Origin of the sequence: Streptomyces sioyaensis, from assembly GCF_004122735.1 — a bacterium.
Lineage (GTDB): Bacteria > Actinomycetota > Actinomycetes > Streptomycetales > Streptomycetaceae > Streptomyces > Streptomyces sioyaensis.
Genome location: NZ_SDIF01000019.1, coordinates 64,258 through 79,281, shown reverse-complemented (window position 1 = coordinate 79,281; position 15,024 = coordinate 64,258). Strand labels below are relative to the sequence as shown.

Annotated in this window: 14 protein-coding genes; 8 read left to right on the top strand and 6 right to left on the bottom strand. The window is 71.9% G+C overall.

Annotation, left to right across the window (positions count from 1 at the left end; genetic code table 11):
- Nucleotides 1-91: 91 nt before the first annotated feature.
- Nucleotides 92-1,048, bottom strand: a complete 957-nt coding sequence (locus EST54_RS09715) for a hypothetical protein (protein WP_174857420.1) — start codon at nt 1,046-1,048, stop codon at nt 92-94.
- Nucleotides 1,049-1,909: 861 nt separating this feature from the next.
- Here EST54_RS09715 and EST54_RS09710 point away from each other — a divergent pair.
- On the top strand, nt 1,910-2,446 hold the full coding sequence (locus EST54_RS09710; protein ID WP_239012554.1) for a winged helix-turn-helix domain-containing protein: 537 nt from the start codon (nt 1,910-1,912) through the stop codon (nt 2,444-2,446).
- A gap of 72 nt (nt 2,447-2,518) precedes the next feature.
- Here the strand turns inward: EST54_RS09710 and EST54_RS35295 are convergent, their stop codons facing one another.
- Nucleotides 2,519-2,950, bottom strand: a complete 432-nt coding sequence (locus EST54_RS35295) for a hypothetical protein (RefSeq protein WP_239012553.1) — start codon at nt 2,948-2,950, stop codon at nt 2,519-2,521.
- A 157-nt stretch (nt 2,951-3,107) separates the two neighbouring features.
- Nucleotides 3,108-4,817, bottom strand: a complete 1,710-nt coding sequence (locus EST54_RS09700) for a hydrogenase maturation protein (protein WP_129247063.1) — start codon at nt 4,815-4,817, stop codon at nt 3,108-3,110.
- A gap of 355 nt (nt 4,818-5,172) precedes the next feature.
- Between EST54_RS09700 and EST54_RS34605 the strand changes: the two genes are divergently transcribed.
- The 7 genes from EST54_RS34605 to EST54_RS09670 all read left to right on the top strand — a co-directional run bounded on the left by EST54_RS34605 (nt 5,173) and on the right by EST54_RS09670 (nt 11,383).
- On the top strand, nt 5,173-5,328 hold the full coding sequence (locus EST54_RS34605; protein WP_006606546.1) for a hypothetical protein: 156 nt from the start codon (nt 5,173-5,175) through the stop codon (nt 5,326-5,328).
- 145 nt (nt 5,329-5,473) lie between these two features.
- On the top strand, nt 5,474-6,748 hold the full coding sequence (locus tag EST54_RS09695; protein ID WP_129247061.1) for a phenylacetate--CoA ligase family protein: 1,275 nt from the start codon (nt 5,474-5,476) through the stop codon (nt 6,746-6,748).
- Nucleotides 6,745-7,260 carry a glycine-rich domain-containing protein gene (locus EST54_RS09690; protein WP_129247060.1) on the top strand — a complete coding sequence of 172 codons (516 nt, stop codon included), beginning with the start codon at nt 6,745-6,747 and terminating at the stop codon, nt 7,258-7,260. Before EST54_RS09695 ends, EST54_RS09690 begins: the two co-directional genes overlap by 4 nt.
- A gap of 46 nt (nt 7,261-7,306) precedes the next feature.
- On the top strand, nt 7,307-8,620 hold the full coding sequence (locus EST54_RS09685; protein ID WP_129247059.1) for an MFS transporter: 1,314 nt from the start codon (nt 7,307-7,309) through the stop codon (nt 8,618-8,620).
- A gap of 142 nt (nt 8,621-8,762) precedes the next feature.
- Nucleotides 8,763-9,215 (top strand): hypothetical protein, encoded by a 453-nt coding sequence (locus tag EST54_RS09680; protein ID WP_129247058.1) that lies wholly within the window; start codon nt 8,763-8,765, stop codon nt 9,213-9,215.
- A 93-nt stretch (nt 9,216-9,308) separates the two neighbouring features.
- A complete protein-coding gene (locus EST54_RS09675; protein ID WP_129247057.1) occupies nt 9,309-9,911 on the top strand; it encodes a carbonic anhydrase in 603 nt (200 codons plus the stop codon).
- A gap of 17 nt (nt 9,912-9,928) precedes the next feature.
- A complete protein-coding gene (locus EST54_RS09670; protein WP_129247056.1) occupies nt 9,929-11,383 on the top strand; it encodes a SulP family inorganic anion transporter in 1,455 nt (484 codons plus the stop codon).
- Nucleotides 11,384-11,430: 47 nt separating this feature from the next.
- On the opposite strand, the gene EST54_RS09665 is transcribed toward EST54_RS09670, so the two are convergent.
- From EST54_RS09665 to EST54_RS09655, 3 genes are all read right to left on the bottom strand, one after another.
- On the bottom strand, nt 11,431-13,404 hold the full coding sequence (locus EST54_RS09665) for an ABC transporter permease (protein ID WP_129247055.1): 1,974 nt from the start codon (nt 13,402-13,404) through the stop codon (nt 11,431-11,433).
- 80 nt (nt 13,405-13,484) lie between these two features.
- Complete coding sequence (gene modA, locus EST54_RS09660) at nt 13,485-14,285, bottom strand: molybdate ABC transporter substrate-binding protein (protein ID WP_129247054.1); 801 nt, start codon at nt 14,283-14,285, stop codon at nt 13,485-13,487.
- 141 nt (nt 14,286-14,426) lie between these two features.
- Nucleotides 14,427-14,822: a TOBE domain-containing protein gene (locus EST54_RS09655; protein ID WP_093488407.1), complete on the bottom strand. Its 396-nt coding sequence runs from the start codon at nt 14,820-14,822 to the stop codon at nt 14,427-14,429.
- Between the last annotated feature and the right edge of the window lie 202 nt (nt 14,823-15,024).

Sequence of the window (15,024 nt, the reverse complement as noted above, 5' to 3'; positions counted from 1 at the left end):
ATGTGTGGGGGTGAGTTGATCGAACGGTGGGAACGGAATGGAGCGGTCCCGCGCGACGATGAATCCGGCGCGCCCGGACACTTTTTGTGCATCAGCCGTCGTGCGGCACGGGAAGCCCGCAGGAACGTCTGGCCTTGGTCAATTGATCCTCGGGATCACCGAATGCACTCCAGGGCATGCGCGAGGCATACGGCCCCATGGCCGTGAAGACTTCGCGCGCCTCGAATTCGCGATTCGCCATGAACAGCGCATGTGCCAGATACGCCAGATCCAGCACCGGCGTGAAACGGTAATCGGCAACCCGGGGGAACCAGTTGCGGTAGATGCCCATGGCAGTGGTGATCCACTGGGGCTGCTCCCATGTACGGTCCGCGAGCAGCGCGGACGGGTTGTAGTCCTCGACCAGCGCCACCAGCGGCAGCAGCCGCAGCGACGAGTCGGCCGGGGCCCGCTGGCTCAGGAACGCGGCAACGTCCCAGCTCGCGCTGGACGAACCGCCGTAGCGGGTGAAGAAGAACGACAGAAAGCGATGGTGTGCCTCCCGGTGCCAGGGAGCCAGCCGGAGGATGTGGGCGAAGAGGTACCAGGGGCCGGGCGGCGCGGTCAGCAGCCCCTGCGGCGCCGGGTCCCGCGGGCGGTCCAGGCGGGCCAGCGCCAGCTGGGCGACCCACGGGGTGGGGTCGTCGGGGAGCAGCTTCGCGGCCCGCTCGCATGCCGTCTGCGCTATCCGCGCCAGGGCGCCCTGGCGCCGGTCGCCGACGTCGGCCATGCGCAGCGCGCGGAGCATCGCCACCCGGGCCCAGAGCAACGCCGCCTCCGGGCCGGGCTCTTCGGCCAGCCAGCGCTCCGCCAGGTCGGAGTCGGCCGCCACGGACGCCAGCACCAGCGACCGGTGGGCCCGCACCTCGAAATCCTCCCGCGCTTCCCGCAGCACCTCGTGCGCGCTCAAGTACCGTCCCGTACTGACGTCCATACACGCGTGCGCCAGCGCCCGGTCATTGGCTGCTGGACTCCACACGTACTGTCCCTCGAATGAGCCGGCCGCCATGGTCCCCTCCCGGTCACGAAGGCGTCATCCCCCATCGCATTCCAGCTGTGCCGAATTCAGCTGGACCGCCGCCACTGGTCAGGTGACAGCGGCCACACCCTACTCATTCTCAACTCCCCGCGAAAACAAGCCGCCTGGAATATCTGGTTCCGCACCTTTTAGTCTGCGATGAAATTGAAACAGAAACAACTTCTCGGGAGGCCCTCCCGAACCTCTCCACTTTGACGCACCGTTAGTTACAGTGCATTAATTTGGCATATTCACACGTTCACGGAACCTCCACAACTGAACATCGACGCTTATTACTCCTCCGTATCGCACCTGGCAAGAGGGCACCGTGCAGTTCGGCCCCGCAGGGGCCGGACCTCGACTCCCTGCGAGTCCGGCGCGCGCCAGGGAACGCCACCGAGGCATCGCGTACGAAAGGACCTTGACGGCCCCCACGGATCCCGGCCGGTCCGCACGACCCTCCCCACCACGCCGGACGGGGCGGCGCGGCCGGCCGTCTCACCCAACGAGACGGGCAGTCAATGGAGTTGGCGTCACGAATCACAAAGTCGGCTCAAGAGCAACCGAATTCGCGGAAGCTACTTTCCGGAACCGCTCGATCACATGTAGCGTTCATCCGGACCGGAAGCCGTGGCTTCGCACCACGTCATGGCTGGGTACGGGCATGGGCGCGAGCGTTCTCGCGGTACGAACGGAGCGATCGCCCCCGCTGGGCGCACCTATGGCAGACGCGCCCGGTCGCCGCACCGCCGGACCGCGGCGCGATCGCTGCGTCACCTCAGCACCCTGAACGTCGAGCACCGCCCTGTCTGTCCGTACACGCCTGCTTTGCAAGAGGAATGGGCCCAGATCATGTTTATGAACTCCCCGACGACCCCGCTTGCGTTACGACAGGAGGCCGGCCCCGGGCAGCCGTCCACGACCGGGCCGGGCGACGAGCCGCCGCTGGCGGTCGACCGGCTCCCCGACGGCACGTGGCAACTGACCCTGCACGACCTGGAACCCGTCTCGGTGCACCGGCTGCCGTCGGACGAGGTCCACATCATCCTGGCGCCCCCGCGCGAGGAGCCCGCCCCCGACGCCTCCCCTGCCGGCCGGCCCCGGCCGGAGCCGATCCGGATCGATACCGCGGCCCGCATCGTCTTCGCCCGAGGCCGCCAGCTGGAGCTGCCGCGGCTGGAATTCGATCTGCTGGCCCACCTGGTGCGGCATCCCCAGCGCACCTTCACCCGGGAGCAGCTGATGGCCGCCGTCTGGCCCAGCTGCCAGTCCAGCAACCGTACGGTCGACGTCCACATCGCGCGGGTGCGCCGGCGGCTGGGGCCCGGCCCGCGCGACGCCATCACCACGGTGTTCGGGATCGGCTACAAGTACCAGCCCGCCCCGTAGGCCCACTGCCGCGCGGGCGCACGGCACAGGGCCGGTGGCCGACGGGTGTCGGTCACCGGCCCCGGGCGCACCTCAGCAGACCGGCAGCGGGTCGGTCTCGCTGGAGATGTCGGTGTCCTTCATCCAGCCCCACGCCCCGTTGTCGGCCTGGGTCCACTCCCACCGGTTCGGGTGCGGGCCGCCGACGTGACCGCCGTTGTCGCTGCGGCAGACGAACCAGGACGGGTTGGAGTTCATGTAGCCGACGACCGTCGTGCTGCCGGGCTTGTAGACGGGCGCCCCACTCCTGTTGTTGCACCACCAGTGGCTGCCGCTGTACCAGCAGGCGTTGGCCAGGCCGTGCGTGGCGTGGTGGGCGCCGGCGGCGGGGCGGGCCTTGACCGGTCCGTGGGCCGCCGGGGCCGGCGGGCCGTCGGCCCGGGTGGCGGCAACGGACGTACCGGACAGGGCGAGTGCCGTGGCCGCGGCCGCCATCACGGCGACGGCGGAGATCCTGCGGATCATGTGGATTCCTTCCCCCGGAAATGTTCCGTGTGGTCCGAGCCCGGACGACTGCCCGCGCTCGGGCTCCACCATGGCGGGGGCCGGCCGCTGCGGCGAGGCATTTCGGTGCTCGCCGAAAAGGTCGGGGCATATCACCTCATGTCCCGGCAGGAGTGCCTCATGTCCCGGCAGGCGCTGCGGAGTTCAGATGAGCGGGGGTGCCGGCCGGCTCCTTGCGTACGAAGGCCCTGCGCAGCGCGTGATAGGGCTGCTCGGGGTCGAAGAAGATGCGGTGCATACGCGCCAGTTCGTCCTCCCGGTAGGCAGCGAGCGGCCGGTCGGCCTCGTCGCGTTCCCGGTCGGCCTTCTTCGCGGCGATCCGGGCCTGGGTCGAGGCCGCCGACGCCAGCCGGACGGCGAGGCGGGCGGTCCGCGCGGCGAAGTCCTGCGCGGCACAGTCGAGGATCCGGTCGACCAGGCCGAGCCGCGCCCCGGTCGCCGCGGTGAGGGGCAGGGCACGGGTGGTGAGCTGCTCGGCGACCTCGGGACCCGTACGGCGGGGCAGGGTGTAGGTCCAGAACTCCGAGCCGTAGAGCCCCATCAGCCGGTAGTGGGGGTTGAGCACGACGGAGGAGCGGCACCACACCTCGTCCGCGGCGAGGGCCAGCATCGCCCCGCCGGCCGCGGCATTGCCGCCGAGCGCGGCGACCACCAGCCGGTCGGTGGTGGTGAGGACGGCCTGCACCAGATCGTCCATGGCCTGGATATTGGCCCAGGACTCCTCGGCGGGGTCCGCGGCGGCCTCGATGACGTGCAGATGGATGCCGTTGGAGAAGAAGTCCCGGCGGCCACCGAGGACCAGGACGGACGTCGGCCGGGTGCAGGCGTGGCGGTAGGCGGCGAGCAGGCGCCGGCAGTGGTCGGTGCTCATCGCGCCACCGGGGAAGGAGAACTCCAGGAAGCCGGCCGGGCCGTCCTCGCGGTAGCGGATGTCGGCCCAGGTGCGGGGACCGTCACCGGGGCCGAGCAGGGCCGGGACCTCGGGGAGCGGCGGGAGGCGGTCGCCCAGCGCCAGAGTGGCGGGCAGCTTGACGGTGCCGGGCTCCCCCGGGGTGCGGGGCGGGCGCAGTTCCGGGATCCACACCGCGCCGTCGGCCGTCGCCCGGCAGATCGCGCCGCACCGGGTGGCGAGCAGTTCGCCCGGCCGGCCGGTCAGGGTGTCCTCGGGGTGCCCGCCGTGCAGATACCAGGTGCCGCCGAGCAGTTCGTCCCGTACGCCGGGCTGTGAGTCGGCGGCGCGCAGCGTGCGGACGACGGTGTCGGTCGGGTCGCGGTGCCAGTCGATGCGGCGCGCTTCCTGGCGGAGCGGCGGCCGGGGGCGGCCGGTTCTCTCGGCGGCGGACAGGGCGGCCTGCGGCTGCGGGCGATGGGTGCCGGACGCCACCCGGGCGACGGCCGTCAGGACCGCCTCGACCGCGGCATCGGCGATCTCGTTGCGGTACAGATCGCTCTTGCCCACACCGGGGACGGGGCACTCGACCGCGGCCCAGATGTCACCGGCGTCCATCTCGTCATTGGCCTGGAGGACGGTGACGCCCCATCGGTCCGCGCCCAGCTGCACCGCCCAGTCCACCGAGGACGGGCCCCGGTCGCCGACGGGGCCGGGGTGCACGATCAGACAGGGCCGGGCGGACCACACCTCACGGGGGACGGCCGTCTTGAGCATCGGCGCCACGATCAGGTCGGGGGACCGGCGGCGGACGACCTCGGCGAGCGGTGTCTCCCGGGTCACCAGCTCCACGCTCACCTGGTGTCCGCGGTCGCCGAGTTCGGCGTACACGCGCTGCGTCAGGCTGTTGAACGCGCCGGCGATGAGCAGAATGCGCACGGCAGACTCCCCTGGAGCTGGAACCGATGGGCGGGTGGCTGATCCTGAGCGTTCCCCGCCCGCGGCCGCGGGGCTCCGTCCGCGTGTCCGGGTCACCCGATCGACGGCCGCCGTGCGGCGCAATGCGGGTCCCGGCGGGGCGGCGCCGCACCTCACCTGACGGACCATCACATGGTTCCCCTCTCGATCATCTCGACGAAATCCCGCCAAAGTTGGCGCGCCGAACCCCCTTCCCCGACCCCACAGCATTGCCCTTCATTGACATTCACTTGGTCATACTTTTACCTTCGTGGTGCCGGCATCGGTGCAGGTCAACACCTGCACCACCCGTCTATCGCACACACCGGAGGTTCCCGTGGAGCAGCTCATCAAGAAGATGGCCCAGGACGGCGTCTGGCAGAACTGGCTCGCCGCCAACTCTGCACAGCAGGCGGCGAAGAACGGCTGCATCAGCGCGGCGCCGAAGTCCGGCTGCATCAGCGCCGCACCCAAGGCCGGCTGTATTTCCTGACCCTGCGCCACCGAGGTGCCCGGGAGCGGGCCGGCGAGAACCCCCCGCCGCCGGCCAAACGGCCGCTCCCGGGCACCGCCTCCGTTTCCGGCCCCCACCCGAACCCCCTGTCGGGCACCGCATTCCGAAAAGTGACGAGGATTCCATGGACGGGCAGCCGACCCCCGAGGTCATCGAGCAGATCCGCGACATACCGATCTACCGCGAGTCGCTGGCGAAGGGCTACTTCCCGGTGCTCGACAAGCCGGAAATCGCGCGTGGCTTCCCCGACAACTGGATGACTCCCCGGCTGGCCGCGGCGCTGGAATCCGGAGACGCGGAGTTCGTCCTCTCCACCGGCACCCATCACGCCCGGATGCAGATCATCCGGCCCCCGTATTTCCTGCTGCACTCCTACTACCAGCTGTGGCGCACGCACCCCGATATCGGCGACACCTGGGAGTCGGGCTGCCGACGGGTCTCCCTGACCACGGTGCTGGCGACGGAACACGTGGCCCGGGTCAATGCCGCACGGCGCGGTGCGGACCCGGATCCGGTGCCCGCCCTCGACGACCGGTGGCTCGACGAGCGGACCTGCTATCTCAATCTGCGGCTCGACCCGGCGCTCTGGGAGCGCGCGGAGGTGGTGCGGATGCTCAAGGAGATCCAGGACGCCCGGCAGGCGCATCCGCGCGGCTGGTACCACCTCGACTGCTCCGGGTATCACCTGGCGCATCTGCTGCGGAAGGTCGGAGAATGGGGGCTGTGGGACGACTTCCCGCCTCCCGCCAGCATCATCCACGCCTATGAATACACCCCGGCGAACGTCCGGCGTTATCTGCACCAGCACTTCGCCTGCCCGGTCATCGACCTGTTCGGCAGCACCGAACTCGGCTATCTCTACTTCAGCGACCGTCGTGGCACCTATTGGCCGCACCTCGACAAGATGACGGTCGAGCTCCACCCGGTGGCACCCGACAGCACCCTCTACGAGCTCATCGTCTCCAGTGTCCGCAACCCCTATATGCCGCTGATCCGGTACCGCTCGGGCGACTGTGTACGCACCCTGGACGGCACCCCGGACCCGGGAAGGATCTCCCAATTCAGCGGCCGGCAGAAGGAATTGCTGAGCACGCCGGGCGGCCCCGTCGCCCAGGGCGACCTCGACCGGTGCGTCGCCGAGGTATCACCGCACGTCTTCGTCTACCAATTGCAGCTGTCCGGCGATGCGGAAGCACGCCTGGCGTACACGACCTTCCAGGGAACGCCCCTCGACCCCGACCGGGCCGCGGCGCTGGCGGAGGCGGTCGGCGCACTGACCGGGCGCCGCTGCCGCGCCGAGCACCGCGGGCACCTCCCCATCGGGAAGTCGGGAAAGTACGCCTGGCTCACGACCGCCCCCGACCCGGACAACGCCCCCTCCCGGACAGGAGAAGCATGACCAGCCAGCCGTGGATATCCGCCGGCGATCTCAAGCGACTGCTCGGTGAAGCACTGCACACCGAAGTGGTGACCCATTTCGAGAACAAGAGCGACGCACCGCGGGAATACGTGGAGCGCCAGGTCACCGAGTGCCTGCGCTATCTGTATCTCGTCTCCCGGCACCATGACCAACTCGGCGGCCTGTTCCTGCCGGTCGAGCAGGACATCGACGAGATCTGGCACTACCTCATTCTGCAGACCCGTGAATACCGGGAGCTGTGCGGGCAGCGGCTGCCGGGGCACTTCTTCATCGAACACCGCAGCATCGCCTACGAGGACTACCAGCAGGAACCGGGCCGGGAGCAGGCGCTCGAAGAGGCCCTGCGCTGGATCCCCTTGTACTGCCGGGAATTCGGCCCCTTCGACGAGGGCGCGCTGCCGCACTGGACCATCGTGCGCTTCCTCCATGAGCAGATGGGGCTGTCACTCGATGAGATCGCCGCACTCGAACCCATGGCGGCGCCGGCCTGACACTCCCTGCCGGCCCGGCCGGCGCCGACTCGAACCGAAAGGAATCATGAGGGCTCCCCACGGTGTCCCGGCCCCCCGCGAGGTGCCGGAACAGCGCCGGATTCTGGCAGTCCTGGTCTTCTCCCAGATCCTCAGCGGCGCGGGTCTCGCCGCGGGCATCACCGTCGGCGCACTGCTCGCCGAGGAGATGCTCGGCTCGACCGGTCTGGCGGGCGTGCCCAGTGCCCTGTTCACCGCCGGGGCCGCGCTCGGCGCCGTCGGCATCGGCCGGCTCTGCCGGAACCACGGCCGGCGCCCCGGGCTCGCGCTCGGTTACGCCGTCGGGGCGCTCGGCAGCCTCGGGGTCGTGGTGGCGGCCGCCGTCGGCAGCGCGCTGCTGCTGTTCGTGTCCCTGCTGGTCTACGGGGCGGGCACCGCCACCAATCTGATGGCCCGCTACGCGGGGGCCGACCTGGCGACGCCCGCGCGGCGCGGGCGGGCGGTGAGCACGGTGCTCTTCGCCACCACGCTCGGCGCGGTGGTCGGCCCCAACCTGGTGGCGCTGACCGGAGAGGTGGCCCACTCCTGGGGCATCCCCCGGCTCGCCGGGCCGTTCCTGCTGGCGGTCGCCGCGTTCGGGGCGGCCGCGGTGGCCCTGGCCGCGCTGCTGCGGCCCGATCCGCTGCGACTGGCCGAGCAGTTGGCCGCGGCGGCACGGGACGACGGCGCGGCCGAGGGCCCCTCGGACGGGGACGCCGGCCCGACGGACGCGTCCGGGCACCGGCTCGGGGTGGCCGTCGGCACCACGGTCATGGTCCTCACCCAGCTCGTGATGATCGCGATCATGACGATGACGCCCGTCCACATGCAGGCACACGGCCACGGCACCCAGGCGGCGGGGCTGGTCATCGCGCTCCACGTCGGTGCGATGTTTCTGCCCTCCCCGCTCACCGGTCTGCTCGTCGACCGGGTCGGCCGGCGGTGGATCGCCGGCGCTTCCGGGGTGACGCTGGCGGCCGCCGGGGCCCTCGCCGCCCTGGCACCGCCGCACTCGGTTCCCGCGCTCGCCGCGGCGCTGGTGCTGCTCGGCCTCGGCTGGAACTTCGGACTGGTCAGCGGCACCGCCCTGGTCATCGACGCGCTGCCGCCCGCCCGACGCGCCTCGGGCCAGGGGCTGGTGGACGTCGGGATCGCCCTCGCGGGTGCGGTCGGGGGCATGTCCTCGGGGCTCGTCGTCGTCCTGGGCGGCTACCGGACGCTGGCGCTGGCCGGCGGGCTGCTGGCGCTGGCGGTCATACCCGTCCTCGGGTGGGCGGCCCGCCGGCCGGCACCCGCCCCCGCCGCCCCGCCGGCACCCCGTACGGAAACGGAACGGGCATGAACGGCCACGCGGCCCGCGGAGGGGGCCGGCAGCGAAGCGACGGTGCCCGGCGGCACATTCGGCAGATCATGAAACATGACGTCATTTGTCGTTATCACGGAGGAAACCTGGATGATGCACTGTCAGGGCAGGGTGTAGCCGTATGGCCGAACCACGGGGGACCATGATGCGGAAGGACACCGGCATACCGGGCGACGCACCGTCGCCGCGCCCGCGCCGCCTGCCCTTGACCGCCCTGATGGTGATCCTGACGTTCCTGCTGGGCACCCTGGCGATGGCGCCCGACGCGGCAGCGCACACACCGGCAGGACCGTTCGCCATGACGTCCGCGGGAATCCGGCCGGCCGTCAAGCCCGATTACAGGCACACCGAGAAGAAGACCAAGTACGAGACCGGGCGCGGCCAGCCCCGGCGCACCGCCCGGGCCTCCGGCGGCGGTCCCCATCCCTCCGGCCGGCAACTGCCGCCCTGGCGGGGCGGGTCCATGGCGCCGCCCCTCGCCTGCCCCTCCGGGACCGCCGCGGCCGGCAACTCCACCAAGGCCGCGGGCAGAACGGTCCAGCTCCCCGTCCTGCACTGCGTGTTCCTCTGCTGAGCACGGCCGGTGGTGAACCGCCCCACCTGCCGCGCCTCACACGTTCTCGCCACTCCCCCACGGTGGCCCCCCTCTTCAGCAGGAGACCTTCTCGTGGAGACCTTCATCCAGCATGCCCGGAGCCTGACGGCCCGTATTGCCGACCGGCAGGACGAACGGGAGACCTACGGCCGGCTCGCCGCCGGCCAGTCGCCCCTCGCCCTGTTCATCACCTGTTCCGACTCCCGCGTCGTGCCGTCCCTGATCACCGGGGCACAGCCTGGCGAACTCTTCGAACTCCGCACCGCCGGCAACGCCGTTCCCGTCTACCAGGAAGACATGGCGGCCTGTGCGGAAGCCGCCACCATCGAGTACGCGATGCGCGTCCTGGGCGTGGCCGACATCATCGTGTGCGGGCACTCGCACTGCGGTGCGGTCGGCGCCCGGGTCCGCGGCGAGGACCTGAACGGCGCGCCCGCCGTCCGGGACTGGCTGACCCAGCAGGTGTCCGACCGGCTGCCGCAGGACGAGGACGCGACCGTCGCCGCCGCGGTACAGCAGCATGTGCGCGAACAGCTCGACCGGCTGCGCGGCTACCCCTGTGTCCAGGAGCGGCTGTCCGCCGGTGAGGTGTCACTGCACGGCTGGTTCTACGAAGTGCACACCGGCCTGGTGGCGGCGCATCACCCGGCCACCGACCTGTTCCTCCCCCTGTGAAGGCGCGGGTACCTCTCATGAAGCACTTCACTTCGTTCCGGGCGGACTTCACCGCCTCCCTCGTGGTCTTCCTCGTGGCCGTCCCGCTGTGTGTCGGGGTGGCGGTCGCCTCCGGCGTCCCGGCCGAACTGGGCCTGGTGACCGGTGTGGTCGGCGGACTGCTCACCGGCCTGCTCCCCGGCAGCAGCCTGCAGGTCAGCGGCCCCGCCGCCGGGCTGACGGTGCTGGTCTTCGAGGCCGTCAAGGAGTACGGGCTCGGCGCCCTCGGTGCGCTGGTGCTGGCCGCCGGCGTCCTGCAACTGGCCATGGGTGCCCTGAAGTTGGGGCGCTGGTTCCGGGCGATCTCGGTCGCCGTCGTCCAGGGCATGCTGGCCGGTATCGGCCTGGTGCTGATCGCCGGGCAGCTCTACGCCCTCACGGACGCCAAGGCACCGGGCACCGGCCTGAGCAACCTCGCCGGGCTGCCCGGACTGATCGGCGACACCGTCGGCTCGGGAACGGCACTGGCCGCGTTCGGCATCGGTGCCGGCACCATCGCCGTCCTGGTGCTGTGGCCGCGCTGGCGGCGCGCCGCCCGGGTCCTCCCCGCGCCGCTGGCCGCGGTGGCGCTCTCCACCCTCGCGGTGTGGGCGCTGGATCTGCCCGTCGCACGGGTCGAGGTCAGCGGGCTGCTCGACGCGATCCAGCCACCGGGCGCGGCCGACTTCGGCGCGCTCGCCGACGTGGGGGTGCTCGGTACGGTCCTCGCCTTCGCGTTGATCGCCTCCGCGGAGTCCCTCTTCAGCGCCGCCGCGGTCGACCGGCTGCACGACGGGCCGCGTACGGACTACGACAAGGAGCTGATGGCCCAGGGCGCGGGCAACACCGTGTGCGGTCTGCTCGGTGCGCTGCCGATGACCGCCGTCATCGTGCGCAGCGCCGCCAACGTGCAGGCGGGCGCGAAGACCAAGCTGTCGCGGGTGCTGCACGGGGTCTGGCTGCTGGTGTTCGCCGCGGCGTTCCCGGCGGCGCTGGGCGTGGTGCCGGTGGCCGCGCTGGCGGGCGTGCTGGTGCACGCCGGCTGGAAGCTGATCCCGGTGCGGGAGCTGGGTCCGCTGTGGCGGGAGCACCGCGGTGAGGCGCTCGTCCTCATCGTCACGGCCCTCGCCATCGTGACGGTCAACATGTTCGAGGGCGTCCTCATCGGTCTGCTGCTGGCCGTCGCGAAGACGGCCTGGGAGACCTCCCACGTCCACCTGGAGATCCACACCCCGGACGACGAGGAGGAGCCGGTGCAGGTGCGCGCCGTCGGCAACGCCACGTTCCTGCGGCTGCCCAAGATCCTCGACCAGTTGGCGACGCTGCCGGCCGACCGGGATGTGGAGCTCGACCTGAGCGGGCTGCGCCATCTCGACCACGCCTGTGGTGCCGCGCTGACGAACTGGGCCGAGCAGCACCGCCGGAGCCGGCAGACGGTGGAGCTGGTGTCCTGACCAGTGGCGCCTGCCCGCCGCGCGGAGGGGCGGGCAGGCGCCGGCGCTCAGAGCGTGACGACGGAGACCTCGGTGGCCTTCACGCTGGTCCATACGGACACCCCGTCGGCGAGGCCGAGTTCAAGGGCGGCCGAGGGAGTGATTTCGGCCACCAGATCGGGGGCCCGGTCGGAGGTGACCAGGACCCGCAGCCGGCTGCCCGCGGAGGTGATTTCGCGGACGGTGCCCGGCCAGACGTTGCGGGGGCTGCCCGCCGGCTTGTCGAGGTGGACGGAGACCGCTTCCGGGGCGATGATCGCCAGCGCCCGGACGCCTTCGGGGAGACGGTCGGCGAGGACCAGCCGGCCGCCGTCGGCCAGCGCGAGGCCGTCGCCGGCGGCGGTGCCCGGCCAGGCGTTACGGCCGAGCATCCGGGCGACCCAGGGCGAGCGCGGATGCCGGGTGACCTCGGCGGGCGGGGCGTCCTGGAGTGCCCGGCCGTCGTCGAGGACGAGCACCCGGTCGGCGAGCGAGACCGCCTCGACGGGGTCGTGGGTGACGAGCAGACAGACGCCGCCGAAGGCTGCCAGATGGGCGCGCAGGGTGTGCCGGACGTGCGCGCGGGTGGTCTGGTCGAGCGCGGCGAGCGGTTCGTCGAGCAGCAGCAGACGGGGCCGGGCGGCCAATGCCCGTGCCAGTGCGACGCGTTGGGCCTGGCCGCCGGAGAGCTGGGCGGGCCTGCGGTGCGCGAGCGGGCCGACGCCGAGCCGGTCGAGCCACTGCTGCGCGGTGCGGCGGGCCTCGGCGCGCGGGGTGCCGTGGGCGCGCAGCCCGTAGGCGGTGTTGGTCAGCGCCGTCAGATGGGGGAACAGTGCACCGTCCTGGGGAACCCAGGCGACCCCGCGGCGGTGCGGGGGCAGCGCGCCGACGTCGGTGTCGCCGAGGCGCAGCGCGGCGCGGGCGCGCGGGGTGAGGCCGAGCAGGGCGCGCAGCAGGGTGGTCTTGCCGGCGCCGTTGGGGCCGACGACGGCGATGGTGGTGCCCGGACCGGCGTCCAGGGTGAGCTGGTTGAAGCCGGTGACCTCGGCGTGCAGCGGCCAACGCTCCCCGGGCGCCGCGGATCCGGTGCCGGGCTCCACGGTGTCGGTGGCGGGCGGCGCCGGGAGGGCGGTGTCGTCGGCCGGCCGTACGACGCGGGCCGGGCGGCCGGTGGTGGCGCCGGTCCAGCGGCCCCGCAGACAGATCAGCACGGCCATGGCGATGACGAGCAGCAGCAGGGAGACCGAGGTGGCGGCTTCCGGGGAGTCCTGGAGCAGCAGATAGACCTCCAGCGGCAGGGTCTGGGTGGCGCCGGGCAGATTGCCGGCGAAGGTGATCGTGGCGCCGAATTCGCCGAGCGCACGGGCCCAGGTCAGTGCGGCGCCCGCGGCGAGGCCGGGGGCGACCATGGGGAGGGTGACGGTGCAGAAGACCCGTACGGGTGAGGCGCCCAGGGAGGCCGCGGTCTCCTCGTAGCTCGTGCGCAGCCCGGCGAGCGTGCCCTCCAGGCTGATGACGAGGAACGGCATCGCCACGAAGGTGGCCGCGACCACGGCGCCCGAGGTGTGGAACGGCAGCACGATGCCGAAGGTGCCCTCCAGCCAGGGGCCGAGCAGTCCGCGGCGGCCGAAGCCGAGCAGCAGCGCGACACCGCCGACGGTCGGCGGCAGCACCATCGGCAGCAGCACCAGCGAGCGGACCAGCGCCTTTCCGGGGAAGCTGACCCGCGCCAGCAGCCAGGCCAGCGGGACGCCCAGCAGCAGGGCGAGCCCCAGCGCGCAGAAGGACACCAGCAGCGACAGCCGGAGCGCTTCGAGGACGCCGGGAGAGGTCAGATGGGTGCCGAGCTCGCTCCAGGTGGTGCGGGCGAGGATGCCGACGAGCGGCAGCAGCAGGAACGCGACGGCGATCAGCGCGGGCACGGCCAGCGCGAGCGGGGCGCGGCTGCCGGGTGCGCGCGGCCCGCCTGCCGGGGCCGGGGCGGGGATGCGGAGGCGTCTCATCGGGGTTCCTGGGATCGGGACGGCTGGGGGGGCGCGCACGGGTCCGCCGCTCGGCCGGACTCCCGTGCGCGCCCCGCCGGTTACGGCTTCTGGAAGCCCGCCTGCTGCAGGATCTTCTGCGCCTCGGGCGTGCTCAGCCACTTCACGAAGGCGGCCGCGGCGGCGCTGTGGCGGGAGGACTTGAGGGGCGCGGCCGGGTAGGAGGCGACGGCGTTCTGGGCGTCGGGGATGGCGACGGCGTCGACCTTGTCCGGTGCGGTGGCGGCGTCCGTCTTGTAGACGAGGCCGGCGTCGGCCTCGCCGAGCTCGACCTTGCTGAGCACCGCACGGACGTTGGGCTCCTGCGAGACCGGCTTGACCGTCAGCTTCTGCGCGTCCAGGACCTGCTTGCTGTAGCGGCCGACCGGCACCTGGGAGGCGGCGAGGACGACCTTCAGCTTGCTGTCGGTGAGGCCCTTGAGGTCCGTGACCTTCTTCGGGTTGCCCTTACCGGTCACGATCACCAGCCGGTTCTTGGCGATCACGGTGGGCTTGCCGGCGTCGGTCCGGAGCCCGTCCATCGTCTTGGTGTCGGCGGTGACCAGGGCGTCGGCGGGAGCGCCGTTCTTGACCTGGGCGGCCAGTTCCTGGGAGCCGGCGAAGGAGAAGTTCACCTCGGTGCCCGGGTGCGCCTTCTCGTAGACCGCACCGGCCTTCTTGAAGACGTCGGTCAGCGACGAGGCGGCGAGCACGGTGAGGTCCGTCTTGGCGGCGCTGCCGGACTTCGTGGCGCCCGCGTCCTTCTTGGCGTCGTCGTTGCCGCCGCAGGCGGTGAGGGGGACGAGGAGGGCGGCGGTCACGAGCGCGGCGGCGGCGCGGCGCCCGGTGAAGAGCTGGGACATGGGGCGGGACTCCTTGGGACGCGGACGACGGGTGTCGTCCGGGCGATTGGGAAAGCCGCGCCGTGGACGGGCGACGCCGCTGAGGTGAGGCAGCCTGCCGGTGGGGGACGGTGGTCCGGCTGGGGTGCAGCCCGTGACGGGTCAGGTGCGGTCGATGTGCACGCTGGTGGACTTCACGCGGGCGGTGGCCTGCATGCCGACCTCCAGCCCCAGTTCCTCCACCGCTTCCCGGGTGAGCAGCGACACCAGGCGGTGCGGACCGGCCTGGATCTCGACCTGGGCGGCGACATCGCCGAGCTTGACGGCGGTGACGATGCCCGGGAAGGCGTTGCGCGCGGAGGTGTACGAGGTGTCGTCCTCGCCGGTGCCGTTCTGCGCCAACTCGATGGAGAAGGCGGCCAGATCGCGGCCGTCGATGAGGCGGCGGCCGCCTTCGTCGCGGTGGGTCGCGACCTTGCCGGCGTCCGCCCAGCGGCGGGCGGTGTCCGGGCTGACGCCCAGGAGCCGCGCCGCCTGCCCGATCGTGTAGGACTGCATGTGCAGCAAGATAGGCAGGATGGGCTCGCATGTGCAATGCCATGAGGCGATTCTCCAGGGCAGATGTCAGGCCCATCGGAGGAACCGACGACACCTCGGCGGCCGTCCGCCGCCTGCCCCGCATGCCGGGACGCACTCCGCCGCCCTCCTCGGTGCCGACCCCCTTCGGATCTCCCCTGGCGCCCGCACCGCGCGCCCGGCC